The organism is Croceitalea sp. MTPC6, assembly GCF_036985525.1.
Taxonomy (GTDB): Bacteria; Bacteroidota; Bacteroidia; order Flavobacteriales; family Flavobacteriaceae; genus Croceitalea.
Genome location: NZ_BTGR01000008.1, coordinates 105,666 through 132,169 on the forward strand (window position 1 = coordinate 105,666; position 26,504 = coordinate 132,169).

Annotated in this window: 24 protein-coding genes and 1 tRNA gene; 19 read left to right on the forward strand and 6 right to left on the reverse strand. The window is 35.7% G+C overall.

Going from position 1 to position 26,504, the window contains the following annotated elements; translation table 11 throughout:
• The 8 genes from ruvC to AACP56_RS14320 are packed head-to-tail and all read left to right on the forward strand — an operon-like array spanning position 1 to position 5,998.
• Positions 1–552, forward strand: a complete 552-nt coding sequence (gene ruvC, locus AACP56_RS14285; RefSeq protein WP_339337477.1) for a crossover junction endodeoxyribonuclease RuvC — start codon at positions 1–3, stop codon at positions 550–552.
• On the forward strand, positions 552–1,688 hold the full coding sequence (gene hemW, locus AACP56_RS14290) for a radical SAM family heme chaperone HemW (RefSeq protein ID WP_339337476.1): 1,137 nt from the start codon (positions 552–554) through the stop codon (positions 1,686–1,688). The genes ruvC and hemW overlap by 1 nt, the downstream gene beginning before the upstream one ends.
• Positions 1,685–2,434, forward strand: a complete 750-nt coding sequence (locus AACP56_RS14295) for a cyclase family protein (RefSeq protein ID WP_339337475.1) — start codon at positions 1,685–1,687, stop codon at positions 2,432–2,434. The genes hemW and AACP56_RS14295 overlap by 4 nt, the downstream gene beginning before the upstream one ends.
• Positions 2,434–2,793 (forward strand): DUF4260 domain-containing protein, encoded by a 360-nt coding sequence (locus AACP56_RS14300; RefSeq protein WP_339337474.1) that lies wholly within the window; start codon positions 2,434–2,436, stop codon positions 2,791–2,793. Before AACP56_RS14295 ends, AACP56_RS14300 begins: the two co-directional genes overlap by 1 nt.
• Entirely contained in the window at positions 2,786–3,409 is a 624-nt protein-coding gene (locus AACP56_RS14305; protein WP_339337473.1) for a DUF4230 domain-containing protein, read from the forward strand. The genes AACP56_RS14300 and AACP56_RS14305 overlap by 8 nt, the downstream gene beginning before the upstream one ends.
• Positions 3,410–3,412: 3 nt before the next feature.
• Positions 3,413–3,808: a Dabb family protein gene (locus tag AACP56_RS14310; RefSeq protein ID WP_339337472.1), complete on the forward strand. Its 396-nt coding sequence runs from the start codon at positions 3,413–3,415 to the stop codon at positions 3,806–3,808.
• A gap of 3 nt (positions 3,809–3,811) precedes the next feature.
• A complete protein-coding gene (locus AACP56_RS14315) occupies positions 3,812–4,168 on the forward strand; it encodes an MmcQ/YjbR family DNA-binding protein (RefSeq protein ID WP_339337471.1) in 357 nt (118 codons plus the stop codon).
• Positions 4,169–4,228: 60 nt separating this feature from the next.
• Positions 4,229–5,998, forward strand: coding sequence for a MutS-related protein (locus AACP56_RS14320; protein ID WP_339337470.1), 1,770 nt, complete (start codon positions 4,229–4,231; stop codon positions 5,996–5,998).
• A 47-nt stretch (positions 5,999–6,045) separates the two neighbouring features.
• Here the strand turns inward: AACP56_RS14320 and AACP56_RS14325 are convergent, their stop codons facing one another.
• The 4 genes from AACP56_RS14325 to AACP56_RS14340 form a co-directional block, all read right to left on the reverse strand.
• Positions 6,046–7,146, reverse strand: coding sequence for a DUF4407 domain-containing protein (locus AACP56_RS14325; protein WP_339337469.1), 1,101 nt, complete (start codon positions 7,144–7,146; stop codon positions 6,046–6,048).
• Between the two features lie 120 nt (positions 7,147–7,266).
• Positions 7,267–9,606: a M56 family metallopeptidase gene (locus tag AACP56_RS14330; RefSeq protein ID WP_339337468.1), complete on the reverse strand. Its 2,340-nt coding sequence runs from the start codon at positions 9,604–9,606 to the stop codon at positions 7,267–7,269.
• A gap of 2 nt (positions 9,607–9,608) precedes the next feature.
• A complete protein-coding gene (locus tag AACP56_RS14335; RefSeq protein ID WP_339337467.1) occupies positions 9,609–9,974 on the reverse strand; it encodes a BlaI/MecI/CopY family transcriptional regulator in 366 nt (121 codons plus the stop codon).
• Between the two features lie 139 nt (positions 9,975–10,113).
• Positions 10,114–11,502: a dipeptidase gene (locus AACP56_RS14340; RefSeq protein WP_339337466.1), complete on the reverse strand. Its 1,389-nt coding sequence runs from the start codon at positions 11,500–11,502 to the stop codon at positions 10,114–10,116.
• A 183-nt stretch (positions 11,503–11,685) separates the two neighbouring features.
• Between AACP56_RS14340 and AACP56_RS14345 the strand changes: the two genes are divergently transcribed.
• Positions 11,686–11,767: transfer RNA gene (locus AACP56_RS14345), tRNA-Leu, on the forward strand.
• A gap of 174 nt (positions 11,768–11,941) precedes the next feature.
• Here the strand turns inward: AACP56_RS14345 and AACP56_RS14350 are convergent.
• On the reverse strand, positions 11,942–12,952 hold the full coding sequence (locus tag AACP56_RS14350; RefSeq protein WP_339337465.1) for a hypothetical protein: 1,011 nt from the start codon (positions 12,950–12,952) through the stop codon (positions 11,942–11,944).
• 630 nt (positions 12,953–13,582) lie between these two features.
• Between AACP56_RS14350 and AACP56_RS14355 the strand changes: the two genes are divergently transcribed.
• The 6 genes from AACP56_RS14355 (at position 13,583) to AACP56_RS14380 (ending at position 17,981) form a co-directional block, all read left to right on the forward strand.
• The gene (locus AACP56_RS14355; RefSeq protein WP_339337464.1) at positions 13,583–13,918 is read left to right on the forward strand and encodes a single-stranded DNA-binding protein; all 336 of its coding nucleotides are present in this window, start codon (positions 13,583–13,585) and stop codon (positions 13,916–13,918) included.
• A gap of 74 nt (positions 13,919–13,992) precedes the next feature.
• Positions 13,993–14,442, forward strand: coding sequence for a JAB domain-containing protein (locus AACP56_RS14360; RefSeq protein ID WP_339337463.1), 450 nt, complete (start codon positions 13,993–13,995; stop codon positions 14,440–14,442).
• 11 nt (positions 14,443–14,453) lie between these two features.
• Positions 14,454–14,651 carry a hypothetical protein gene (locus AACP56_RS14365; protein ID WP_339337462.1) on the forward strand — a complete coding sequence of 66 codons (198 nt, stop codon included), beginning with the start codon at positions 14,454–14,456 and terminating at the stop codon, positions 14,649–14,651.
• A gap of 312 nt (positions 14,652–14,963) precedes the next feature.
• Positions 14,964–15,560, forward strand: a complete 597-nt coding sequence (locus AACP56_RS14370) for a BfmA/BtgA family mobilization protein (RefSeq protein ID WP_339337461.1) — start codon at positions 14,964–14,966, stop codon at positions 15,558–15,560.
• Positions 15,523–16,551, forward strand: coding sequence for a MobB family relaxase (gene mobB / locus AACP56_RS14375; RefSeq protein ID WP_339337460.1), 1,029 nt, complete (start codon positions 15,523–15,525; stop codon positions 16,549–16,551). The genes AACP56_RS14370 and mobB overlap by 38 nt, the downstream gene beginning before the upstream one ends.
• Positions 16,548–17,981, forward strand: a complete 1,434-nt coding sequence (locus AACP56_RS14380; RefSeq protein ID WP_339337459.1) for a type IV secretory system conjugative DNA transfer family protein — start codon at positions 16,548–16,550, stop codon at positions 17,979–17,981. The genes mobB and AACP56_RS14380 overlap by 4 nt, the downstream gene beginning before the upstream one ends.
• Before the next feature lie 421 nt (positions 17,982–18,402).
• On the opposite strand, the gene AACP56_RS14385 is transcribed toward AACP56_RS14380, so the two are convergent.
• Positions 18,403–18,999, reverse strand: coding sequence for an RNA polymerase sigma factor (locus AACP56_RS14385; RefSeq protein ID WP_339337458.1), 597 nt, complete (start codon positions 18,997–18,999; stop codon positions 18,403–18,405).
• Positions 19,000–19,169: 170 nt separating this feature from the next.
• Between AACP56_RS14385 and AACP56_RS14390 the strand changes: the two genes are divergently transcribed.
• The 4 genes from AACP56_RS14390 to AACP56_RS14405 all read left to right on the forward strand — a co-directional run bounded on the left by AACP56_RS14390 (position 19,170) and on the right by AACP56_RS14405 (position 26,494).
• Complete coding sequence (locus AACP56_RS14390; RefSeq protein ID WP_339337457.1) at positions 19,170–20,315, forward strand: FecR family protein; 1,146 nt, start codon at positions 19,170–19,172, stop codon at positions 20,313–20,315.
• 216 nt (positions 20,316–20,531) lie between these two features.
• On the forward strand, positions 20,532–23,927 hold the full coding sequence (locus AACP56_RS14395; RefSeq protein WP_339337456.1) for a TonB-dependent receptor: 3,396 nt from the start codon (positions 20,532–20,534) through the stop codon (positions 23,925–23,927).
• 15 nt (positions 23,928–23,942) lie between these two features.
• Positions 23,943–25,358: a RagB/SusD family nutrient uptake outer membrane protein gene (locus AACP56_RS14400; protein WP_339337455.1), complete on the forward strand. Its 1,416-nt coding sequence runs from the start codon at positions 23,943–23,945 to the stop codon at positions 25,356–25,358.
• Positions 25,359–25,381: 23 nt separating this feature from the next.
• Positions 25,382–26,494, forward strand: a complete 1,113-nt coding sequence (locus tag AACP56_RS14405) for a glycerophosphodiester phosphodiesterase family protein (RefSeq protein ID WP_339337454.1) — start codon at positions 25,382–25,384, stop codon at positions 26,492–26,494.
• Positions 26,495–26,504 lie beyond the last annotated feature (10 nt).

A 26,504-nucleotide genomic window follows, 5' to 3' on the forward strand; every position in this document is an offset into this window, starting at 1 on the left:
TTGGCCAAAGAGAAAATTATATTAGGTATAGACCCAGGGACAAGCATTATGGGTTTTGGAATCATTAAAGTGGTGAATAAAAAGATGGAGTTTATACAAATGAATGAGCTGCTTCTTAAAAAGTATGATGACCCGTACACAAAGTTGAAGCTTATTTTTGAGCGGACTATAGAATTGATAGACACCTACCATCCAGATGAAATTGCAATTGAGGCTCCTTTTTTTGGTAAAAATGTACAGTCTATGTTAAAATTGGGCCGTGCGCAAGGAGTTGCCATGGCAGCGGGTTTATCCAGACAAGTCCCAATAACGGAATATCTTCCCAAAAAGATAAAAATGGCGATTACCGGTAATGGAAATGCAAGTAAGGAGCAAGTTGCCAAAATGTTACAAGGAATGCTTGGACTAAAATCATTGCCAAAAAATTTGGATAGTACTGATGGGTTGGCAGCTGCAGTTTGCCATTTTTATAATGAAGGGCGTGTTGAGGTTGGGAAGTCCTACACCGGCTGGGAAGCTTTCGTAAAGCAGAATCCTAAGAAGCTCGGATAATGGGAGGAATTTATATCCACATTCCTTTTTGCAAACAAGCGTGTCATTACTGTGATTTTCATTTTTCTACCCAAATGGGGAAAAAGGAAGCTATGGTAAATGCGCTTTCCAAAGAAATTAGACTTAGGAAAAATGAATTTAAGGATAAAGTAGTAGAAACTATTTATTTGGGAGGGGGAACACCTTCCGTGTTATCAGTTTCGGAAATTGAGAGGCTGATAACTTCGGTTTACGATAATTATAAAGTACTAGATGCTCCAGAAATCACACTGGAAGCTAATCCCGATGACTTAACGGAAGAAAAAATTAATCAATTAGCGGAAAGCCCAATCAATAGACTGAGTATTGGTGTGCAATCTTTTTTTGAGGAAGATTTAAAGTTGATGAATCGTGCGCACAATTCAAGCGAAGCTGAACAATGCATTCAGCAAGCTAAGACACACTTTCATAATATTTCTATAGATTTGATTTACGGAATGCCCAATATGCCCAATACTCGCTGGAAAAAAAATATTGAAAAGGCAATTTCATTTCAGATTCCCCATATTTCTAGTTATGCGTTAACCGTAGAACCCAAAACTGCATTAGCAAATTTTGTGAAAAAAGGTTTGGTACAACCCGTTGATGATGAGGTTGCCCAAGAGCATTTTAATATTCTTAATGATACATTAACAGCTGCTGGTTATAGTTGTTATGAAATTTCAAACTTTGGAAAACCTGGTTATTTTTCAAAGAATAATTCCGCCTATTGGCAGCAAAAAAAGTATATAGGTATTGGGCCTTCGGCACACTCATTTGATGGTATGCGAAGAGGTTGGAACATCAACAACAATCCAAAATACATTAAAACCATTGAAAGTGATGAACTGCCCATGGAAGTCGAAGTTTTGTCAAAAACAGATAAGTACAATGAATATGTGATGACCGGCTTGCGAACAATTTGGGGTGTTTCTTTGTCAAAAGTGGCTACAGAATATGGTAATACATACAAGGAATATCTTTTACGACAGGCAGATAAATATATTGAACAGCATTTATTATACCTAGATGATGATACCCTACTTGCAACTAAAAAGGGTAAGTTTTTAGCTGATGGAATAGCAAGTGACCTCTTTATGTTAAATTTGAGGAAATGATTGCTGCCATAAAATATAAATCAACAAAATATAAGATAGATTTAACCAAACCATTGGATATTTCTATTGCGTTGCGAGGAGATTCTTCAGATGTGAATGCATGGTATTTAGAGCATCCAAAGATTGAACCGCACAAAGAGAATGGTTTTATAGGTAAAGTGTCTGAAGGGTCATCAGTGAATTTTAATAACATTTGGTTCAATCCACATTCCCATATAACACATACAGAATGTGTGGGTCATATTTCGGAAGAGTTTCATTCTATAAATCAGAATTTAAATCAGTTCTTTTTTTTGGCAGAACTGATTACCGTAGTTCCTGAAAAGCAAGGGGAAGATTTTGTGATTTCAAAAAAACAGTTGCAATACGCCTTGAGAAATAAAAAACGGGAAGCTTTAGTTATTAGAACGCTTCCCAATTTAGGGAATAAAAAAAGCATGCAATATTCACACACTAATCCGCCCTATTTGGTAGAAAAAGCTGCAATTTATTTAAGAGAAAAAGGGATTGATCATTTATTAATTGATTTACCATCAGTAGATAGAGAAAAAGATGATGGGGTTTTAGCTTCGCATAATGCCTTTTGGAATACGCAAGGTGCTGTAAGAACTAAAGCAACAATTACTGAATTTATTTTTGTGAAGAACGCAATAGCTGATGGGACATACTTTTTAAACCTACAAGTGGCACCTTTTGAGAATGACGCTAGTCCTAGTAGACCGGTGTTGTATAAAATACTAGATTAATGAAATTACTTATAAAGCTGGAAGAACTGGCAATGTTTATTTTAGGAATATATCTTTTTAGTCTTTTACCCTTTCAATGGTGGTGGTTTTTAGTTTTAATTTTAGCTCCCGATATAGGAATGTTAGGTTATTTTTTTGGAAGTAAGACAGGTGCAATTTCATATAATGTTTTTCACCATAGGGGTTTGGCAGTTGTACTCTATTTTTTTGGGATTTATTTTTCGACACCTTGGTTACAGTTGATAGGAATTGTTTTATTTGCCCACGTAGCTATAGACAGGTTTTTTGGTTATGGGCTTAAATATAACAAAGGTTTTAAATTTACCCATTTGGGAGAAATAGGAAAAAATAATGGATAGTTTAATTGAAGCTTTATTAGGATTAGTCTTAGGCGCTATTTTAATGTATTGGGTCTACGGGCTTTTTACAAAAAAGAAGCGTAGGGAACTTACCGAACATCAATCTACAGTGATACTCGACCGAATTAAAAGCGTTTGTAAACTGGTTTCTGTAGAAGGGGATTTTGCTGAGATATATCGTTATGAGAATATTAAAGATGGGTTTATGAGTATTTTAAGCAGCAAGAAGAAAGCTTTAGTGGTTATAAATGCGAAAGCTCAAATAGGTTATGATCTTAAAAAGATAAAAATGTCTGCTGATAATGAAAAGAAAAGAATAATCTTGACTGAATTCCCAGAACCTGAGATTTTATCAATTGAACCGGACATTCAATTTTATGATGTAAAAAACGGACTTTTTAATTCCTTCTCACCTGATGATTTAACACAGTTAAATCAGAATGCAAAAGAACATATCCGGGAAAAAATTCCAGAAAGTGGTTTAATAGATACTGCAAAGAAAGAAGCTTTACAAGCTGTACTTTTAATTGAAAACATAGTAGAGACCATAGGTTGGAAACTAGATTATACCGCTTTAGAGATTAGTAATAGAGAAAAACAATTTTTAGAAAATTAATAGATGAAAAAAGTAATTTGCACTTTGTTGTTCGCTGGACTTTTAATCACATCCTGCAATCAAAAAAATGATAATATGAAAACCTTTGATTCTGCTTTTGCACACACTGTATATTTTTGGTTTAAAAGCCCAGATAATCAAGAACATCGAAGCACGTTTGAGGCTTCACTTAAAAAATTCTTGGCGAACTCAAAATACGCAAAAACCAATTTTATTGGGACACCACCAAAAGCATCAAGAGATGTTGTTGATGGGTCATTTACCTACTCCTTAATCGTAACATTTGAATCTGTAGAAGCACAACAAAATTACCAAGAAGAAGAAGCGCATTTGATTTTTATTGAAGAATGCAAAGACTTTTGGGATAAGGTTATTGTCTATGATTCTAATGGGGTTTAGAAGATGAACGTTGAAGAATTCAGAACGTATTGTTTAGCTAAAAAAGGTGTGACTGAAGAATTTCCCTTTGATGAGCATACCTTGGTTTTTAAGGTTATGGGTAAAATGTATGCTTTGATGTCATTAGAACGAAGGCCTCCTCAAGCTAACCTTAAGTGCGACCCAGAAAAGGCTGTATCCCTTAGAGAAGAATATGATGGTATAATTATTCCAGGATACCATATGAGCAAAAAACATTGGAATACACTGTATTTGGAACAGTTACCGCCAACTTTTACCAAAGAGCAAATAGATCATTCATACGGCCTCGTTGTCAGTGGCTTGACCAAAAAACTTAAAGAAGAGTTGGGAAATCTTTGATTACTAAATCAAAATTTAGTAGAAGTATTGAATACCTATCTTTGAGCTTTTAAAGAAGCAATGCAAAAACTTTTTGAGTTCTACATTAAGAATCTAGAACGTTATACCAGTGAGGGTCTTAAAATTCAGAAACGATTAAAAATTCTTTCTTATTCTCGCTTAGCTATGTTTGCGGCGACTATCATAGCGGTTTATTTTTTATGGTTTGATGTAAAGTTAGCTACTCTTTCTGCTTTTTTGGGTATGGGAACTTTCCTCTTCTTGGTGAGGTATTATGAAGATGTCAAACAGAAATACCGTTTTACACATGCTCTTACAAAAATAAACTCAACAGAGTTAGATGTATTAAAATATGATTTTGATACTCTCCCAGATGGCGCTGAATTTATAGACGCGAACCACGATTATAGTCAAGATTTAGACCTTTTTGGAAAAGGTTCTTTTTTTCAATACATGAATAGGACCCAATTGGATGATGGAACAAATTATTTATCAGAGCTTATAAATAGTAATAATGTTGAGTCCATAATTGCCAAGCAAGAGACTGTTGATGAGCTAGCAAGAAAGCCTGAATGGCGACAGAATTATACTGCCAAAGCCATGCTGATTAAATCTGAAAGCACTACAAAGGAAATCGTTAATTGGTTAAATAAACATACTCCGTTTGTGCCAAAAGTGATGCGTTATTTACCATGGTTGTTTTTAGGGGTTACCATTGCACTTTGCGCTTTACTGTTTTTAGCTTCTTGGTCATTTTCATTATTTATTTTTTGGATTGTTTTAGGACTTGGGATTACTGCAAGATATTATAGACAGATTAGTCTACTGGCAAGGAGAGCGGATAAAGTAAAAGCGGTATTCAAGCAGTACTCAAAACTGATGGCATACATTGAAGAAACTAATTTTGATGGAGCACAATTAAAATATCAGAAACAGAAGTTACTGGTAGGGGATAAAAATGCTTCAGCAACGGTTAAAGAGTTTGGAAAACTACTTGATGTCATGGATTACAATAACAATGTATTCTATGCTATTTTTGGGAATGGATGTTTTTTAGGGGCTTTAAGAACCGCTTATCAAATTGAAACTTGGATTAAAAAACATAAGGACAATGTTCCCGATTGGTTTGAAGTAATTGCATTTTTTGATGCCTACAATAGCTTGGGTAATTTCTCATTTAACCACCCTTTATATACGTATCCCATTGTCCAAGAAGGGCGAGTCTCACTTGCTTGTAAAAAAGCAGGTCATGCAATGATACCTGCCGATAAAAATATTCGTAACGATTTTCAGATTGGCCAAGAGAATTTCTTTATTATTACGGGCTCCAACATGGCGGGTAAAAGTACCTTTCTCAGAACAGTGGGATTAGCTATTGTTATAGCAAATATGGGTCTGCCAGTATGTGCGGAGGAATGTTTTTATTCTCCCATTAAATTAATGACCAGTATGCGAAGTATCGATTCCTTGACTAAAGGGGATTCCTTTTTTCTTTCGGAATTGAAACGTCTACGGAAAATTGTTACAGCTTTGAAAAGTGAACGCTATTTTGTTTTGTTAGATGAAATCTTAAAAGGAACAAATAGTATGGACAAAGCGTCAGGGTCTAAAAAATTCCTAGCTCGTTTAGTCAAAGAAAGAGCTACCGGATTAATCGCCACACATGATTTAAGCCTTTGTTCCTCTGCTAAAGATTTTAAACAAATACATAATTATTATTTGGATGCATCTATTGAAAATGATGAACTCTATTTTGACTATCTCCTAAAAAGAGGGGTTAGTAAAACAATGAATGCTTCTTTCCTATTAGAAAAGATGGATATAGTTTAATGAACTAGATTGTTATTTCAGGTTGTAAGGCTGAGCGCAGTAAAAGCCTAAAGCCCTTTGATCTGTGTATTGTGAAATGAATTTGCTTGTAAGCGCATCAATTCTTCTGCTTTTTCTTTTTTGTATCTATATAGCTCTTCTTCAGACTTAATGTCCTCATAGATTTCTTGGTTCATGGCAGCATCGGTGGACATTAATAATTTACGTTGAGTTACTTTTTGTGTAACCCAAGTTGCAACGATACTTTCTTGCTCTTCAAGCTTATAATCGTATTCTCCTTTTGGAGCCAAAAGCTTGGCAATGATTGGAGCAGTTTCGATAGCTAAGAATAACAAAAAAATAAAAAATGAAGGTAGCCACGGTAACTTGTTTAAAGCGTTGATACGAGCCATAAGCCCATCAAAACCATCAATAACTGGCTGCGAGGTAGTTACGGCTTTATCATAATCAGTATTCAAAGAAGCAATTTGATTTTCAATTACAGCAATCTTTTCACCATTAGTTTGTTTTAACTGCTGCAGTTCTGCCAAGTAAGCATCATGTTTTTCGCGCTTTTCAGCATAAACTGGACCTTTTCCTAAGAGTTTGGTTCCAGCTGTACCTTCGGCTTCAGCTATATAAGTATTGTAAAGCGCATTTGTTTCAGCCTCTTTTTGAGCAACCTCATTTTTTAGGTTGGCAATATCCTGATTCAGACTTTCAATTGTTGGAGTGTATTGTAAAGCCAGTTGTTCTTTGTTTTCTAAAGTCATGGCATTTTTTTCCTCTAATAAAACCTGGTTGATTTCTTTTTCAAAGATTTTCATCTCCAAAGGCTTAGAAATAACGATGGCTATAATGATGGCAAGGATAACCCTTGGAGCAGCTTGTAGCAATTCACTTTTAAAACTGTCTCTTTTTTTAATAGTAGAAACTATATATCTATCTAAATTAAAGATAAGCAAGCCCCATATGAGGCCGAAGAAAATAGAAGTATATACATTGTCGAAAACAGTATAAAGTGCATAACCACTTGCAATAAAAGCCATTACGGCGGTAAAGAAAACAGTGGCGCCTATACCAGCATATTTATTGCGTTCTCCGTTGGAACAAGTATCTAGAATATTAGTGTCCGCTCCAGAGCAGAAGATGAAGAATTTTTGTAACATGATAGTGCTCGTTTTGGTTTGATAGACTATTAGAACGTGGGTATTTATATTTTGTTACACAAAAAGCCTTCTAAATGAAGGCTTTAACAGTGATTTATGATTTTGATGGAGCCAAAGATTTCAAGTCTTTTTCCAGAAATAGACTTTTGGTTTCCCATTTTTAGCTCCAACAGTTTGTACACGTTCTATATGCTCGTTTTTAGTAAGCCATAATGCTCTTTCTATAGAAATAGGTTCGTCATTATAGAAAAAAGAAGCTTCTTTTTTTATCATTTCTGTTAAATCGATAACTGAGTTTGGATTGCTATTTTTATTGTGATTATTGTAGGAACTTTTGCTTAAATCGGTTAAAACTATCGCATATTCATCTTCGGAATAATCTTCGGTGGCAACCTGTATGGATTTGTTGTTGCGCATTAATTGATGCGCTTTAGCAGAGCTTATTTTTTCTCCATCAAGGTAAAAGGTAGGTTTCCTCTTTTGATTGCTGGCTAACAATCTGCCCTGCTTATCCACTTGTTGTCCTTGTCCATTAAAATATCTGGTAATACCATCTTTTTTAATGTAAAATAGTTCTTTGCCATCCACTTTAATATTACCAGTTTCTAGATTTACTCCAGAAGAAGTTTTTTTAATGCGTATTGGCGCTTTAGAGATTTTTACTTTAGGATTTTTAGAGTCGGTCTTAGATGTTTGGATGTTTAGGTTTTTGTCCTTCTTAAAAAGTTCAATGGCTTTATCTGAAGAAATTACCTTTCCTTCATAATAAAAATCAGCTCCCTTTTTTGCCATCTTAACTATATAATCCAAAGGTTCAATTGGCTTTGGTGGAAGCGGAGGCTGCGGAGGGAAAATGCTAACATTATCCGTATTGAATCCAACTACTACATTACCTTCTTTATATACCTTTGAAATTACCTGCCCTTCAATTATATCCTCTGCATGGGCTTGTTTTGGATTTAGAATTTTGCCTTTACCATTTACTTTTTGCCCCCAACGATTGTAATATGTCTTGTTACCTTTTTTAGAAACATAAAATAGGGTTTGACCATCTACTTCAAGAAATCCAGTTTTTGAATTCTTCTTTTTCTGTAGGGGAGCTTCTGGCGCTTCGGGAGCAGTTGGTGGCTTGGGAAAATCCGGAAAAGACTCAGCGTCTGCTCTTTGCTTGTTGGACATTATGCTGTAAATATATTTTAACTGCTCTACATCTTTCATTGAAATCCGCATATCATCACGGGACATTTCATTGTATTTTTTTGCTAAAGCATTGTATGTTGCCATTTGTTCGCGGGAAGCTCCTTTTTGAATATTCTTTGGCAAACATTCTGGAAAAGGCTGGGCGTTTTCTTTTTGCTCATTGCTCATTTTACGATAAATGAGTTCCAAGACTTTTAAATCGTTTAATGGTATTACCCGTTTTTCAATCGGTATTGCATTGTATCTTTTAGCTAAAACATTGAATTCTATAATTTCTTTTTTACTTGCACCATCTGTATCTACTATATTCACAGGTAGTTGGTTTGTTCCTTCTAATTCCTTTTTTATGTTTTTTTCTATATTAGATTTTGTCCTTTCAATGAGTTTGGTTTCTGTAAACCCGTATAGCATCATTGTTAAAAGAGGTAGAAGTAATAAACTTCGCAATAGAATCGCTTTTTTTGATGTTTGTGTTTTCATGACATTAAATCGTTTTTTGATTGATGAATAATTAATGGCATTTGCCATTCTTGACTGATAATTGGTGTGGCTGTCGGGTGATAAATACGACATTAATGTATTTTGGTAAGTTGGTTTATCTATGTTCTTTTTAAGCACTGCTTGATCGGCTAAAAATTCGTGGTTTAGCTTGATGGCCTTTTTGAAAAAATAGACCAACGGATTGAACCAAAGAACAGCCTGAAGCAATTCTATGAAAACCACATCATAGCTATGCTTCTGTTTTGCATGGGTTTCTTCATGTAATAACACTTCTTTTGGTATTTTGTTGGATTCCAATCTCTTTTTATTCAAAAAAATGTATTTAAAAAAGGTGTGCGGTGGAAAGTTCTCTTGTAGCAATACCTGAATAAAGCTAGCAGACCTTTGTCTAGGATTTTTACGAATACGCCATATAATCTGACCAAGATTTCTAATGAACTTTAATCCGAAGAATGTCAATCCCAAAAAATAAATAGTCCATAACATAGGTTCAAAATGGAAGATATCGTTTTCCAGGGCGGCTGGCACTCCTATATAATCATTGTCGGTTATGGCAGGCGACTGTATTTCAATAGTAGCTTCAGGATTAACTACAACATATTCTGTAAAAACTAGAGCTGGAATCAAAAGCGAAGCTACTATGGACAAAAGCAAATAGAATCTTTTGAAAACGTGCATATTTTCTTTCTCTAGTAGCAGTTTATAAAAGACAAAGAATATAGCCATGCAGGCTGCAGACTTAAAGATGTAAATAAGCATGATTATTTCTTTTTTATTTCGTTATCGATTAAGGCCTTTAACTCTTCTAATTCATCTTTACTCAAATCCGTGGATTGTGTAAAAAACGAGGCGAATTGACTTGGGCTATCATTAAAAAAGTTTTTAATGAGTCCGTTTACATGCTTGGAGAAATAATCTTTCTTTTTAACCAAAGGATAGTATTCCCTAGAGCGTCCAAAGCTTTTGTAAGCCACAAAACCCTTATCTGCCATTCGTTTCAATAGGGTGGCCACAGTTGTGGTAGCGGGCTTTGGTTCCGGATAGGCATCCAATAAGTCTTTCATAAAAGCTTTCTTTTGCTTCCAGACGATGTTCATTAGTTCTTCTTCCGATTTTGACAGTTGCATTCTCTACAAGATTAGAATTAACTCTACAAACATAGAATAAATATTTTAATTCTACAAATGTAGAGAATATTAATATTAAAATTTTATTAGAAGAAATATTTCTAACCACCCCTTAATCAATACTTATAAGGGCTATAGCCTAACTATTGAGCTCAGTAAAATACTTGTAGAAATACGGGATGGTTTCAATGCCTTTTAAATAGTTCCAAACCCCAAAATGTTCATTTGGTGAATGAATGGCATCACTATCTAATCCAAAGCCCATTAAAATAGTTTTGCTACCTAAAACTTGTTCAAATAGGGCAACTATGGGAATACTTCCCCCAGTACGTTCCGGAATTGGGGTTTTTCCAAAAGTAGTCTCGTAAGCCTTAGCTGCAGCTTGGTAGCCAATACTGTCCATGTTGGTTACATAGGGCAAACCACCATGATGTGGAGTCACTTTTACCTTCACACTATCCGGAGCAATTGCTTTGAAATGCTTGGAAAATAATTCTGTAATTTCATCAGGGTCTTGATGAGGTACCAAGCGCATTGAAATTTTTGCATAGGCTTTGCTAGCAATAACTGTTTTGGCACCTTCGCCAGTATATCCTCCCCAAATACCATTCACATCAAGTGTTGGGCGAATGGAGTATCTTTCTGAAGTGGAAAAGCCCTCTTCACCTTGTACATCACCAATATCCAAAGCTTTTTTATAGTCCTCTAAATTGAAAGGCGCTTTTGCCATTTCCGCACGTTCGGCTGCAGATACTTCCTCAACTTTATCATAGAAATTAGCGACAGTTATTTTTCCGTTCTCATCATGTAAAGAGGCAATCATCTTACTCAATACGTTGATAGGATTGGGAACTGCACCACCATAAATACCAGAATGTAAATCACGATTTGGTCCAGTAACCTCAACCTCAACATAACTCAACCCACGAAGTCCCGTTGTAATGGATGGAACATCATTGGCAATCATCCCAGTATCAGAAATCAGAATAATATCATTGGAGAGTTTTTCTTTATTATCCTTTAAAAAATCGGCTAGACTATCACTACCTACCTCTTCTTCACCTTCAATCATAAATTTGATGTTACATGGCAACACTTCATTTTTAATCATGAATTCCGCTGCCTTAACGTGCATATACATTTGCCCTTTGTCATCACAAGCACCCCTAGCAAAGATTGCTCCTTGAGGATGTAACTCTGTAGCTTTTATGACAGGCTCAAATGGTGGAGAATCCCAAAGTTCCATTGGGTCTGGTGGCTGCACATCATAATGCCCATATACCAATACTGTTGGTAAGCTCTTGTCAATAATCTTTTTGCCATAAACAACAGGGTAACCTTTGGTCTCGCATATTTCAGTTGAGTCACAGCCAGCCTCTTGTAGTGATTTTTCAACAAATTTTGCAGTTGCTATGACATTTTTAGAATAAGCTGTATCTGCACTTATTGATGGTAGTTTCAATAGCTCAACTAGCTCCTTAATAAATCGGTCTTTATGTTGAGATATGTAATCTTTGATTTGTTCCATGAATATATTTAAAAGGAAAGTAAAAGTACGAAAAGAAGTTTTTGGAATTTGCTATTTCACAATTCGAAATTTGAATTATATTTGCATCCCAATAATTATTTGGGACTATGCGGGCGTGGTGGAATTGGTAGACACGCTAGACTTAGGAATTAAACAATAAAAGTTCATTAAAATTTTGAAAAAGCGGCTGTGATGGAATTGGTAGACATGCCAGACTTAGGATCTGGTGCCGCGAGGCGTGGGGGTTCGACTCCCTTCAGCCGCACTTTTTCAAAGTTTTCTTTAATAGTAAAAAGGCTCTCAGATTTGAGAGCCTTTTTTATTTGGGTACAACATAGGTACAACATTTTGCTTATTTTCTACTGGAAATTCAATTTGATGCTATTTACTTTCAATTTCATCCAACAACAATTATAATCCTCTGATTTACCCAAAATCTTTAGTTCCTTAAGTTAAAACCGAAGAGCTCTATTTTATGCTTAATGCAATTGGGGTTATCTCTTTGCCCAATATATAGTTGCAGTGCATAAGCATTAATTTCATCAAAATGATTCTGGAAACCTTCAATAAAGTTTTTAAATAGTCCAGAATCTTTAAAAAATTCATTACAAATAACCGTAACGTTTCTCGTTGTGTCTTTAAAGTCAATACTTACACCATTTGCTTTTGCAACACTAACATAGTGTTCAATAATATATTTGGTCCTTACTAATGTATGAGGATGAGACTTTTCCTTTGTATAGAATTCTGTATCTAAATTTTCTGGTTGAAAAGGATAAATTTTACCGTATAAGAAAAGCAACTGAGTAATAACGATACTAGAAATGCCCAAATACATAAGTCGTTTGAAATTATTTGGGGTTTGGTGGGTTATAGGTAATTGTTCCTGAAAAAACTGCTGAAAATAAATACTAACAAATTGGCAACCATTTAAATCGGCATCATATTCAAATACATGTTTTTCATAAGAATATTTATCGTCAGTCGAATGTTCATTCATTGAAAACACCTTACCCTTGTACTGAACTAAATGCGCAAATTCGTGATAGAAAGTGAAAATCGTAGATGCTTGAAACATCAAAAATTCTAGACTATTTGGGGTAACAGTTTGAAGATTTTTAAAGGCTACCCAATCGGTTTTATCAAAAAACTGTCCTTTTCTACCTAGCTTTTTATGTAAGGCCTCCATGTAAGGTTTTGAAAACCTAATCCTATATACTCTTTTACCTTTCCCGGCTACAGCATTAATTCTATAGGTATCCCAGTAATAAAAATAAGCAGGCTCTACACCAAATATCGGACTGTATTCAACAATATTGTCAACGCACCAATCAAAGTAACGCTGATAAAATGATTCAATCCTGTCTCCAGTAAAATCGTAAATTTCTTCCTCTGGTATCCCGAGTGAAATTAAATTTGCTTTATACTTTTGAAAATCAACTTTCTTCATCCAGGATTGGATTATTCTCAAAGATAGGATTAACTCTCAATTTGACTTTCGACTTAAGTGGATGGAACTATTCATAGAACAGCAGTTCTTGTTGTGCTCAGCACATTTCCCTTCATCCCATTTCGTGAAAAGAGCTTCACTATCTATATCTTGAACACAACCCACTCTTTTTTGCTCTTGCTCCAGTAAACCATTCCGGTACGCCTGGAATGGAACTTTCGCTTACCACAAAAAATACCGGGTTAAGTTCGCTTAGACGGAATTCCATTATTCGTTTTGGATACCCTTCTGTTTATTCGAAAACTTCCCATCTTTCATTTTACACTCACTTCCGAGCCGCCACTATTACTTCTTTTTTTGACCGCAAAACTACAACATCAGCGGTGGACAGCGGCATAAAGCCGTTTCGTTGCACTCCACTTTTTATACGCCTTACCGCCCTCTGATATTGCTGAATCGTAAAGCATCAAAAAAAAGGTAACAGCGACGGCGCTACGGGAAGTAAATCTAAAATCCGAACAATGAAATCGTATCAAAAAACATATCGAAGGCTATCCAAAAAATCAAAAAAGGAAAACGCTCTAGATACAATAAGTAAATCAATTTTTTAATCTCTTAAATTTTAATGTTATGAGTTCTATTCAAAATCACGTTCAGTTAATTGGAAATCTTGGGGATGACCCAACAGTAACAAATCTTGAAAACGGAAAGAAAGTTGCCCGATTGTCATTGGCGACCAATGAAAACTATAAGGACAAGGAAGGTGAAAAGCAGACCGAAACCAACTGGCACACTGTGGTCGCTTGGGGCAAGGTTGCCGAAATTATCGAGAAGTATGTTACCAAAGGCAAGAGAATTGCCATTGTGGGCAAACTAAAAACGAGAAGTTACAACGATAAGGAAGGTAACACACGCTACGCAACCGAGGTAATAGCTAATGAAATTCTATTGTTGAACGGTAACTAAGAAATGAAAGAGGGTGTACCCGTCGAAAAGATGCACCCTCTTTTTTCATTATCCAACTATTGAAAAGTAGAACTATGAGGAATAAAGTTAACGAAATAAAGATTAGCTACAAGGGTGGTTTAAAATCTTCTGAGTGGCAAGCGATCTCAAATTCACAGGATGCAGCAGAACTGCTATTCGAGGATTGGGACAAGAACACGATAAGCATCTATGAAACCTTCAAAGTGGTTTTGCTGAACAATAGCAACAAGGTCAAAGGTGTTTATCAGATTTCGCAAGGCGGAATAACAGGAACATTGGTTGATTTACGACTTCTATTTGCGGTCATTCTTAAATCATTATCTGTGGCAATAATATTGACCCATAACCATCCAAGTGGAAAATTGATTCCTAGTGAAGCCGATAAGAATTTAACGAACAAAATCAATAAAGCAGGTAAGCTTTTTGATATTAGACTACTGGACCATTTGATATTTGCACCTGATGGTGATTACTACAGCTTTTCAGATAACGGACTTCTTTAAAACTAAGTGCTATGATATATCTGAATTTCACAAATCTAGATGAGGAAACCCAGCAGGTACTGTTAGGTATGGCAAGAGAACACGTCGAGTCGGAAAGCAAAGTTGCGATTGAAAAATATTGCAAGGAAAATGGTGGAGACTATGAAAGAATCATAGATGAAGAATCCATTAAAAAATTATATACCTATGACTATGTATTCAATATATAATTTGTCTGATATGTTGGAAGAATCTTAACTAAAAAGCCGTAAATTAGACAACTGATTTTCGGCTTTCTTTTTTTGTGGTTATCGCATCTTTTTGACTTTCACTAGATGATCACAACAATCAATTTTTAAGGAACTATGGCAACTGGCGGTCATGCCATGTTGTTCGATTTTTTTGTGCGCCTCAGCGCACGAAAAGGAGAAGCAAGAGGGTAACACGCTATGCGATGTTATGGAAATTAAATAATTGATTTTCAAATATTTAATGAAATATGGATTACGTTTTAAGGAATGATTTACAGCAAATCAGCTTGAATGGCGAAAGAACAGGCAATTTTTTGCAGCAAAAAAATGGAAACATTCTCAAAATATAACTTTTCAGCCATCAATATCAAGAAAGATATTGCCTTAAGGTTTAGAGAATTTGCGAAGCAATTGTCCAAGACCAATACCGATGCCTTGGAATCCATGCTCAACTTTTTCCTGTACAATGGACTTGCACCAGATGATGATTTGGGCATCAAAAACGATGGGACAAAAAGAAGAATAAATTCCTTGATTGCGATTCTTAAAAATATCGAAAAGCACCAGACCAAACCGACTGCCGCTATGCTGAAAACGCTCTTTGAAGAAACCACCAATTTAGAAACGGATGAGCAAACTTTTGAAAGCCCAGAGCTGATTTCGGAAAACGAGGAACTGGAATATTATCGTGCCAACTACATCAAAATACAACAAGATTTCAATGTGCTTAAAAACGAAACCCTTACCCTTCTGAATGGAATTTCCCATGTCAAGGGAAGTTTTGGAAAAAGCTACCTAAAACTGGAAATGGACAAAACTGAATATGAACAATTAAAAGAAAAGTTGACCAATGTACATAACGATAACTCCTCAGAAATTGGGCAATAACTATACCCAAAGCGTCTCCGATTTTGTCTCCTATCTTGAAAAGGAAAATGAAGGCAAGATGGTTTCAGAACAAGAAAAGTTCTTTGACCAATATGGGGAAGAAATATCAAGTGGAGAGGTCATACAGGGAATAGACGGAAATACTGCTAAACTCAAAAAGAAGGAACCCAAATTTTATTCCATCACCATAAATCCAAGCAAGCGTGAACTAAAGCAATTACAAAACCATGGAAAGTATTTAAGGGCTTATACAAGGGAAGTGATGAAAGACTATGCCAAAGCTTTCAACCGTGAAATCAATGGAAGAAAAGTAAACGTCAATGATATCAAGTACTATGCAAAAATCGAATATCAAAGGGTATATAAGGGTCATGATATACAAATCAAAGAAAATCAACCCTATGCCACTAAGATATTGGAGCATAGAAACGTGATTCGTGCAATACAGGAAGGGAGGGTAGAGGGTAATATAAAAAAGTTGGAAAAGGAAATCACTCGATTGGAAAAAGAAGCTCCACATCAACAAAATGGGAAGCGAATCGTGAGAGGGATGCAGAAAGAAGGAGCACAGGCCCATATACATATAATCGTGAGTCGAAAAGATAAGTCGAACCTATTTAGTTTATCCCCAGGAAGTAAATACAAAGAGTCCGAGGTGATTATGAATGGGAAAAAGGTCAAACGAGGTTTTAATCGAGATGAGTTTTTCAAGAACTCAGAAAAAACCTTTGACAAATTGTTCCATTATAAACGCAATTATGTGGAATCATATACAGCGCGGAAGGCGTTTTTGAAGAATCCTAAAATCTATTTTTCAGCACTATCAGGATTGCCGACCAATGAGAAAGCTTTGGCTTATAAATTACTGGCCAAATCCGACATCACAATGATGAAAATACCAACAAACAAACTACAACTGACCTTGAAAGCAATTAAAAAGATAAGACAAGGCCTTGATAAAGCCGTTCAATCAAGTTCCATTGGCATATGAACACTTCCGTAGCCCAAATAGTTCTATACTTCGTTGTTCCATTGATTACAATTGGAATCGTTTTGTACGTCTTTTTTCAAAAAGAGAACATCGTTAAACAGAAGAAGTATCAGGTGACATTTAAACTTAAAAATGGAAAGTTCAGTATTGCAAATGTCAAAAGAGGGGTATCCATAATCGGTTCTGCAGGTAGTGGAAAAACACAGAGTGTCATTTATAATTTCATAGAACACTTCAGTAAATATGAATTCTGTGGCATCATGCACGATTATAAAGATTTTGAGCTAACTGAGATTGCTTATCCTTTGTTTAAGAATTCGAAGATTAAATTTTACACCGTAGCCTTTGACGAGGTATATTTCAGGGTAAATCCCATCGCGCCAAGATACTTGCCCAATGAAGAAAGTGTCAACGAAGTATCAAAAGTGCTCATTGAGAATTTATTGGAACAAAACCTTTCCGATGTTTCAGGGAGTAATAAATTCTTTTCTGATGCTGTTGAAGGATTGTTAAGCGGATTGATTTGGAAATTAAAAACATCACATGAACAGTATTGCACTTTACCCCATTTGATTGCACTTTTTCAATCAATGAATACAAAAAGACTGGTTGCTTTTCTGAGTTCTGATTTTACTTCAAGGGCTATGGCAAGTGCTTTTATAAATGGAATAGAATCTGAGAAACAGACTGCAGGTGTCAAAAGCACTTTGGCAAATGCCTTTAAAAAAATTAGTTCAAAAAAACTTTTCATGGTATTATCTGCTGACGAAGTTCCTCTTGATATTAACAATGCCAAAAACAAAGCGATTATATCAATAGTGAACAATCCACAATATGAATCTGCTTATTCACCAATAATTGCTATGATAACCCATACTGTTATAAAACAAATGAGTGTCAGAAATCGTGATGCTTCCTTTATCTTATTGGAAGAAGCGCCAACTGTAAAATTGCCAAACATGCATCGTATTCCAGCAACATTAAGAAGTTATAATATCAGCACTATTTATGTAATGCAAGACAAGATTCAAAATGATATGATATATGGTGAAAAAGCGAGTAAGGCGATTTTGAGTAATCTGTCCTATCAGTTTTTTGGTAAGGTGAATGACCCGGATACTGCGAAATACTATGAACGATTTTTTGAATTGATTAAACATCCTACCAAAAGTGTGAGCAAAGGAACAGGGCTTTCGTGGGATGCCAGAATTACCAAAGGAGAGAAGGAAGTGCCTAAACGCAGAGCTGATGTTTTTTTTAGATTAAATCAAGGAGAGTTCATTTCATTTGCAGATGGAAAAGATAGAAAGGTCAGATTTAAACTGAACCATATCAGTAAAGAAAGACCAAAACCCCAAATGTTTTATAGTCCAGAAGAACTGTCCATTAATCATCAAAAGATTTATCGGGAGGTCAAAAGGATTTCCTAGAGAATTATGATGTCTGTACGTAAGGAATTTGATAAGATTCCCTAATGATCTGGTAAGGGTGCCTGGATCTATATCTTTTTTTAAAAGGGAGTTTTTTGGTTTCCTTTTTCTTTAAAATGCCCAAACTTATATAATTATATTCCCAACTACACTCAAGCGTTTCATTGAAGGTGTTTCTGTATTTTATGGCGTAGGATTGCATAAATTCCTTTATAAATAGAAATGGTTTGAAGATCAAAAGGACAATTTTGCGTAATGCCATAATCAAATATTTACAGTAAAGTTACTTTTAATTAACGTTAAATTTACATAAAAATTATTTGATGGGATTATCAAAGATATCGCTACCCACATCCGAGGATGTTTAAATTATTTGAAATCAGTTAATTAATTTGGAAAGAAAGCCTTTTTTCAAAGGTGATTAGTTTGAGTATCGTTTAGCTTGTATGCCAAAAATCAAAAATAGAATGACATCCGTTTTGCTGCCTACGCTTTCCCTTATTTTTTTAAAGGCAATATTCATCTGCCTTTCAATGGTATTCTTAGAGATATTTAAATAATCCGCAATTTCAATATTGGTTAACCCCTCTTTCTTGCTTAATAAGAATATCTCTTTGCACTTTGGAGGTAATTCTTGAATTGCTTCTTTAACCAAAACGATTAACTTTTCCATAGTATCATTGTCTTGCTCAACTATTCCATCCAGCTCTTCGATGTATTTTTTTTCTAGGGCAGTAACCATTTGATTTTTCTTGTATTCATTAATACAAGCATTATAAACAGATTTATATAAGTAGCTTTTTAATGATAGGTCAGGTCGAAGGTTATCCCTTTTCTCCCAAACATTTATAAATACATTCTGTACAATATCTTCCGATGTTCCTATATCATTTATGAGGCTGTTTGCATATAAGCACAGTTTGTGATTATAATTTTCCACTAAGTCTACGTAGGCATTCTCATCCCCCCTTTTCAGTTGGAGTATCAGTTTAGAATTTTCAAAGGGGTTATTGATCATATTGGTATTTAGATAATTAGTGGAAATAAATCCAACAAGAATTAGAGGATAAAAATAGGAATATCAATAATATTTGAAAATTTTTTTGATAAAATGCAAAAAAAATACATTCAAAATTGGTGGTATGATAAAATTACATTGTAATAGATATATATGTCCATTCTTGAAATATGGAAAAAGTAGAAAACCTTATCATAAAATACCTCACGGAATCCATAACACACAAGGAGTGGAATGAATTAAATGAATGGATCAATAACTCTCATGAAGGCAAGTTGTTTAGTGAGTACGCAAGAATCAATTATGCAATAGATGATATCATGAGTGAATTTAACACTGAAAGAACGAAAAGAACACTTTTGGAAAAAATCCAGAAAGACAAACGCTTTAAGGCGAAAAAAAATAGGACTAGGTTAATTAAATATGCTGCAGTATTTACTGTTTTATTGGGATTGGGAATTTTATATCAACAACGTCAATCCTCTGAAAATTCGAATAAACCTGTGTCCCAAAGTGTCAATGAGATTACCCTGGAACTGCAAGATGGTAGTTTAAAGGTGTTAGAAAAAAATCAACCATATGAAGTTTTTGATTCGGAAGGAAATGTAGTTGGCGTTTATAAAAACAATCGTCTGGTTTACACAAACTCCCATGCAATAAATAATGAACCCGAAGAGAATTTATTGACTGTGCCATATGGAAAAAGGCTGGAGGTGGAGTTTTCGGATGGTACAGTTGCTTTTCTGAATGCTGGCACATCAATCAAGTATCCTGTAAATTTTGATAATTCAGAAACTAGAAATGTAGTGTTGACCGGGGAAGCATTTTTTGAAGTTGTCAGAGACTCCGTTAAACCTTTTTTGGTTAGCACCTCAAATAATTTTGATGTTAAGGTTTTAGGTACCAAGTTCAATATTTCCAATTATTCTGAGGATAACACTACCGAGGTTGTACTCGTTGAGGGATCCGTGGGATTGTATTCCCATAAAACAGAAACTGATGTTATTCTAGAGCCAGGACTTAAAGGGAGTTTTGATAGGTTAAAAGGGGATATTTCAACGAAACCTGTAATAACCAATGTATACACTTCCTGGATAAATGGAGAACTCATATTTAGAAATATGACTTTCGATAACCTGCTGAAAAAGTTGGAACGACATTACAATGTGACAATCATTAACCATAATTCTGAATTTTCTGATAAAAGGTTAAACGCAAATTTTGGAGATGAGCCAATCGAAGTTGTGTTGAAGTATTTCAAGAACACTTATGGTATAGAGTATACCATAAATCAGAGTACAATCATACTAAACTAACTAAACAAACTAATACTGCCAATGAAATAAACAGAGAGAATCCATGAAGAACATAAGTCGTTTTCTTAATAAGAAAATCGGAAAATGTTGGAGCATTTCCCGATTTAAAGAAAATGATTAGATGAAAAACTAATCACTTTAATTCACTATAAAATTATGAAAAATCTCATAGAACCAATGGGGTTTACTATCCCGTGGTTCAAATTTGACTTGAAAATGAAACTCAGCTTGCTGCTATTATTTACTTCTATTTTTTTATTGCAAGCAAATGAGAGTTATTCCCAACGAACCAAAATGACTCTTGATTTACAAGATGTCCCTGTGGAAGAGCTCATAGATGTAATTGAAAATAAATCTGAATATAGGTTCTTGTATCTCATTGAAGATGTTGACTTACAGCGAAAGGTATCTGTAAGAGCAAAAAACAAAAGGGTAGAATTTATTTTGGATGCTGTTTTTAAAGGAACGAACACGCAATATTCTATTGAAGATCGGCAGATTTCACTGACCAGGGCATCCGTTTCCGAAACAGCAAAGAAGGTTGTTCCTGTTAAAGTGCTGCAAGTCTCCGTTACAGGAACTGTTACCGATGAATCAGGTGCACCCTTGCCAGGTGCAAATATTATCGAGAAAGGCACTTCAAACGGAACCCAAACAGATTTTGATGGTAATTTCTCGATTACCGTGTCCAATGAAAACGCCACTTTGGTAGTATCCTATATTGGTTTTGCAGCCAAAGAGATACCGCTCAACGGACAAACAAGTATATCAGTGTCGCTTTTGGAGGACACTTCGGGCCTTGATGAAGTAGTTGTAATTGGTTATGGTACTCTATCCAGATCTAAAGTTTTAGGTGCGGTATCTTCCGTAAAATCTGAAGACATTAGCCAATTACCTGTAGGTGGGGTTGACCAGTCGATTGCCGGTAGGGTTCCAGGGGTTCAAATCGTATCATCAGGAGCGCCAGGAAGTGCATCTCAAATAAGAGTGAGGGGAGTTGGAACCATAACTGCTGGAAGATCACCTCTGATTGTGGTGGATGGATACCCTTTAACAGAAGGTAGTGATCTTAATGCAATAAATCCTTTGGACATTGAGTCTATACAAGTTTTGAAAGATGCAGCCTCAACTTCAATTTATGGTTCTAGAGGGGCAAATGGGGTCATTTTTGTTACTACAAAAAGTGCTGCTTCTGAAGAACCTACCTTTAATTTTGATACCTATACAGGTTTTCAATCCGTTTTAAATCCGATCAAACTTTTGGATGCCTACCAGTTTGCACAAATGGTTAAGGAAGCTAGGGATTGGGGCTATGTTTCCGCCGACCCTACAAATAGAAGTGAAAATGACGATACAGCTACAAGATTGGCTAATGGTGCAAGTCCTAGAAACCTTATCCCAGCCAATATAGATAGATATTTAGCTGGAACACCTGGACTGACAAACAATGATTGGCTAGATGATGTTTTTAGAGATGGAGCCATACAAAATCATAATCTGTCGGTATCGGGTCGTAGTGGGAAAACCAAGTGGTTTGTTTCCGGGGGTTACTTCAATCAAGAGGGATTGATCATTGGTTCGGATTTTGAACGTTTTACTGCAAGAATCAACTTGGAAACACAGTTGAGTGATGCTGTGAAATTTGGTATAAATATGACTCCAAGTGTTTCAAATCAAAATTCGGTTGTAGAAGGGTGGACAGATGGTCCGATGCAACAGGCAATTCTCTCAGAACCTTTTTTTACACCATATAACGATGAAGGTGAATTAAATATAAGTCAACAAATTCGTTGGCATAACAATGGGGGTACCGATGGAGCTCTAGTAGAGAATCCAGTTGCAATCGCCTTAAGAAGAAAGAATGAATTAAATAAGTTTAGGCTTTTTGGTAATTCTTTTGTGGAGGTTAATATTTTGAATGGTCTAACATTCAAAACGTTATTTGGTGGCGATTTTGATTTTTCCGTAAGAGAAGAATTCCGACCATCTACTATTGGCCGTTATCGAGTTGATGTGACTGCTACCGTACCGTCTGCAAGTGAGAGAACTCGGACCCGAAAAAACTGGATCACAGAAAACACCCTTACATATGACAAAACCTTTGGAAAGCATGATTTAAACTTACTGGCAGGATATTCCTATCAGAAAGAAAGATTTGATAATATACGTGTTGAGGCTCCAGTTCTAGAGAGCGACGATATTCCCAATGTTGCTGGTTCTCCTGAAACCATCTCCGATAAGGATGTGTCGGAATGGGTTTTGATATCGTACTTCAGTAGGCTTCAATATTCTTTTGACTCTAAATATTTGTTGAGTGCATCTATTAGACGAGACGGCTCATCAAGATTCGGGGACAACAACAAATTTGGAATTTTCCCATCAATTTCCGGGGGCTGGGTAGTAAGCAACGAAGGCTTCTTCCCCGAGAAATCGTTCATAAGTAATTTGAAATTGAGATATAGTTGGGGTAAGACTGGAAATAACCAAATAGGTGATTACGGTTCGATTGCAGTACTGAGGCAATTAAATGGTATACTGGATGATGGTCTTGCTGGCGGTCAGATTCCTGACACGGCTCCTAACGCTGATCTATCTTGGGAGACTTCAATTACAAATAACGCAGGTATTGATATTTCTTTCTTTGACAATAAGTTAAGTCTTAGTGCAGATTATTTTACATCCACTACGGAAGATATGCTGCTGAATGTGCCAGTACCACAACAATCCGGATTTGATACATCCTTACAAAATATTGGATCTATGGAAAACACAGGTTTAGAGTTGGCATTATCTGTATCTGATATCAATTTGGGTGGTGTAAAATGGAGCTCAAGTGTCAACTTTTCAAAAGTTGAAAACAAAGTGCTACAACTCGCCCCTGGACAAGACCAAATTATAGCAGGGGGTACCAATATTACCCAAATTGGCAGACCAATAGGGGAGTTTTATGGCTTTGTGGTAGATGGAATCTATAAATCACAAGCTGAAATCGATGCATCTCCTCAAAGTGGAACAGATGTCAAGGTTGGGGATTGGAGAATCATTGATGTGGATGGCAATGGCTTAATTAATGATGAAGATAGAACCGTCATAGGTACAGCGCTACCTGACTTCACTTATGGATTCAACAATAGGTTCGCTTACAAGAACTTTGATCTTAACGTTTTTATAGATGGTGTTGAGGGAGTTGATGTGTTATCAAGAACGGTAAGGAACTTTACAAACGGTCAGGGCTTCTCCAATCAATTGGCCTGGTATTTTGAAAATAGATGGCATCCACAAAACAATCCAAATGGAACATTGGCTCGGCCAGATTATACCCAGTCCAGTGAAAGACTTCGAGCAAATGTATCATCAGCTTTCTTGGAAGATGGTTCTTTTTTGAGGGTACGAAATATCACTTTGGGATATAATATGCCAACAGATATAATTTCTGGTATAGGTTTAAAAAGACTGAGAGTTTATGCTACGGCAACCAATCCTTTTTTGATTACAGATTTCAAAGGATTCAATCCTGAACAGTCTAGGTCAAACCCATTGGACCCTAGTGATACAGAGGGTAGTTATCCACTTAACAGAACACTCGTGCTCGGTTTGAACGTTAGCTTTTAATCAAAAAATATACTAATGAAGACTATAAAATATTTAATACTGATAACAAGCCTGTTTCTTTTTGCAACAGCTTGTGAAAATGATTTGGATATAGCTCCAGAAGACCAAAATACTTCCGCTGGATTTTACAACAATGCTTCAGATATGGAAGCTGCTGTAAATGCTATTTATGGTGGATTGCAACGAACAGGTCTGTATGGTTATAATTACCATTTTTTATTGGAAACACGATCTGATAATACTTTTGAAGAAGAACCATCAAATTCTGGAGGTTTTGGTGATGTTGACTTGTTCAATAGAGTGACAACAAATGGGGTATTTAGCAGGACTTGGGAAGATTCTTATGTTACTATCCAGGCGGCAAATATCGTCTTGAACAGAATAGATGGAATAGATGATATAGACAATGAAGTGAGAAGTTCCAGAAAAGGAGAGGCCAAATTCGTTAGGGCGCTCATTTATTACAATTTGGTAAATCTCTACGGAGATGTTCCACTTGTAATTGAAGAAACTACAAATCCTACAGATTTTTTTGGACAAGGCAGGACTCCGGTTTCTGAAGTATATGATCAAATTATTATTGATTTGACTGAGGCACAAAATGAGCTGCCTGCAAATAATGAAGACGGAAGGGCCACGAAAGATGCTGCCAACGCTTTGTTAGGAAAGGTTTATTTGTCCAACGGTAATCCTCAAGCGGCTGAAGCAGCTTTAAGGTCTGTTAACAACGCCACTTTAGTTCAAAATTACGCTGATATTTTTGGAATTAGTAATGAAAATGGCCCTGAATCCATTTTTGAAATACAATTCAAATCCGGAGTAAATGGAAACTCCGAAGGCAGTGATTTTGCAGCTTTATTTACCTCTCAGGCAAATCCTGGTTCTAGAGGAAACAATGTTATTACTGAAGATTTAGTTAATTCTTTTGAACCTGGAGATTTAAGAAGCAATGAAATTATTCCAGATGCCAGTACACCAACAATCTTTATTTCTACAAAATATGTCGATGATGATCTGCCTGTTCTGGATGACGGTGATAACAATGTAATTGTATTACGATATGCAGATGTTCTTTTAATGTTGGCAGAGGCATTGAATGAGCAAGGTTATGTTCCCGATGGAGAAGCGTTTAATCTCTTAAATCAAATTAGAATAAGGGCAGGATTGAGTGGTTTGGATTCTTCAACAATTACCAGTCAAGAAGAGTTCAGGGTTGCTTTATTGGAAGAGAGACGACATGAACTTTTTATGGAGTGCCATCGTTGGTTTGATTTAAAAAGATTAGGGGATGCAGTTTCTACAATGAATACTCATTTTGCCAATATTCCTGGTTTAAACATAACCATCGATCAAAATGATTTGTTGCTTCCAATACCTCAAGATCAAGTCGATACTGACCCCGATTTCATTACCCAAAACCCTGGCTACTAAAAGGTGACTTTTAATTAAACGTAATGACTAAGAAGCTTAATACATGGTTGGGAGGGATATTTGCTATCCTGCTTTTAATTTCTTGTGATAGTCAAGATTCTGACATTCAGGAGTTAAAAGCTTCATTTACTGTTCAATCAAAAGAAGTGGAAATTGGTACAACTGTTAATTTTTCTGACACTTCCGAAGGAACCGATGAAACCACCGAATATATATGGGATTTCGGAGATGGAGCTAATTCAACATTGAAAGCACCCACCCATGTCTATACTGAAATTGGCGAAGGTAGTTATCTAGTTACTTTGACTTTAAGAAGAAATGGTGAAGTAGTAACTACAAGTCAAGAGCTGTTAGTCTTTTTGTCGAACAATATTGATGGTAGAATTACCCTACTGGAAAGATTGGATGAAAATGAAATTATTGTTTGTGCTCACAGGGCAAAAAATGAATTAGATGCTCCAGAGAATTCTATTGCAGCTATCAATAATATCATATCTAAAGGTATAGAAATGATAGAGGTAGATGTTAGGGTAACCAGTGATGGAGAGTTGGTGCTTATGCATGACAAGACCATTGACCGAACCACAGAAGGGTCTGGTAATGTTTCTGATTTTACTTTGGAAGAATTGAAAGGGTTCAGGCTGTTCAATGACAATGGTGTTCTTACTGAAGAGAGGATACCCACGCTAAGGGAGGTACTATCATTGGTGCGAGGAAGGCTTTACATTGATTTAGATATAGCAAATAAAGTGCTATTTGATAGGATATATCCAGTTATCAATCAATATGGAATGTTAAAACAAGTCATCTTTTATACTTCTGATGATGTCAGTGAGGTTAATAGGATGATAGCAAGTGGACCAGATGCGATCCCAATGCCTCTTGTTGACAGTCAATCCGATTTTGACACGTATTCTAATTTGGATTTAAACGTTGCGCATTACACAAGTGCCTCTTTTACTCAAAGTTTGGTTCAACAAGCAAAAGATAAAGGATGGTCCATATTCATGAATGCTTATGTCAATTCAACTACACCCGAAGAGGACAATTTTAGTCGGATAGATAGGATAATAGCCTTAGAAGGCAATATTGTTCAAACAGATTATCCGGTTTCAGTTAAACAACATATCAATTAAAAATTATTTA

Coding starts and splice junctions, on each gene's coding strand:
- AACP56_RS14390 (WP_339337457.1), top strand. CDS start 19,170: ATGGAAAAAGTAGAAAACCTTATCATAAAATACCTCACGGAATCCATA.
- AACP56_RS14295 (WP_339337475.1), top strand. CDS start 1,685: ATGATTGCTGCCATAAAATATAAATCAACAAAATATAAGATAGATTTA.
- AACP56_RS14320 (WP_339337470.1), top strand. CDS start 4,229: ATGCAAAAACTTTTTGAGTTCTACATTAAGAATCTAGAACGTTATACC.
- AACP56_RS14355 (WP_339337464.1), top strand. CDS start 13,583: ATGAGTTCTATTCAAAATCACGTTCAGTTAATTGGAAATCTTGGGGAT.
- AACP56_RS14340 (WP_339337466.1), bottom strand. CDS start 11,502: ATGGAACAAATCAAAGATTACATATCTCAACATAAAGACCGATTTATT.
- AACP56_RS14315 (WP_339337471.1), top strand. CDS start 3,812: ATGAACGTTGAAGAATTCAGAACGTATTGTTTAGCTAAAAAAGGTGTG.
- AACP56_RS14325 (WP_339337469.1), bottom strand. CDS start 7,146: ATGTTACAAAAATTCTTCATCTTCTGCTCTGGAGCGGACACTAATATT.
- AACP56_RS14330 (WP_339337468.1), bottom strand. CDS start 9,606: ATGCTTATTTACATCTTTAAGTCTGCAGCCTGCATGGCTATATTCTTT.
- AACP56_RS14360 (WP_339337463.1), top strand. CDS start 13,993: ATGAGGAATAAAGTTAACGAAATAAAGATTAGCTACAAGGGTGGTTTA.
- AACP56_RS14300 (WP_339337474.1), top strand. CDS start 2,434: ATGAAATTACTTATAAAGCTGGAAGAACTGGCAATGTTTATTTTAGGA.
- AACP56_RS14400 (WP_339337455.1), top strand. CDS start 23,943: ATGAAGACTATAAAATATTTAATACTGATAACAAGCCTGTTTCTTTTT.
- AACP56_RS14405 (WP_339337454.1), top strand. CDS start 25,382: ATGACTAAGAAGCTTAATACATGGTTGGGAGGGATATTTGCTATCCTG.
- AACP56_RS14350 (WP_339337465.1), bottom strand. CDS start 12,952: ATGAAGAAAGTTGATTTTCAAAAGTATAAAGCAAATTTAATTTCACTC.
- AACP56_RS14370 (WP_339337461.1), top strand. CDS start 14,964: ATGGCGAAAGAACAGGCAATTTTTTGCAGCAAAAAAATGGAAACATTC.
- AACP56_RS14335 (WP_339337467.1), bottom strand. CDS start 9,974: ATGCAACTGTCAAAATCGGAAGAAGAACTAATGAACATCGTCTGGAAG.
- hemW (WP_339337476.1), top strand. CDS start 552: ATGGGAGGAATTTATATCCACATTCCTTTTTGCAAACAAGCGTGTCAT.
- AACP56_RS14380 (WP_339337459.1), top strand. CDS start 16,548: ATGAACACTTCCGTAGCCCAAATAGTTCTATACTTCGTTGTTCCATTG.
- AACP56_RS14395 (WP_339337456.1), top strand. CDS start 20,532: ATGAAACTCAGCTTGCTGCTATTATTTACTTCTATTTTTTTATTGCAA.
- AACP56_RS14385 (WP_339337458.1), bottom strand. CDS start 18,999: ATGATCAATAACCCCTTTGAAAATTCTAAACTGATACTCCAACTGAAA.
- AACP56_RS14365 (WP_339337462.1), top strand. CDS start 14,454: ATGATATATCTGAATTTCACAAATCTAGATGAGGAAACCCAGCAGGTA.
- AACP56_RS14305 (WP_339337473.1), top strand. CDS start 2,786: ATGGATAGTTTAATTGAAGCTTTATTAGGATTAGTCTTAGGCGCTATT.
- mobB (WP_339337460.1), top strand. CDS start 15,523: ATGTACATAACGATAACTCCTCAGAAATTGGGCAATAACTATACCCAA.
- AACP56_RS14310 (WP_339337472.1), top strand. CDS start 3,413: ATGAAAAAAGTAATTTGCACTTTGTTGTTCGCTGGACTTTTAATCACA.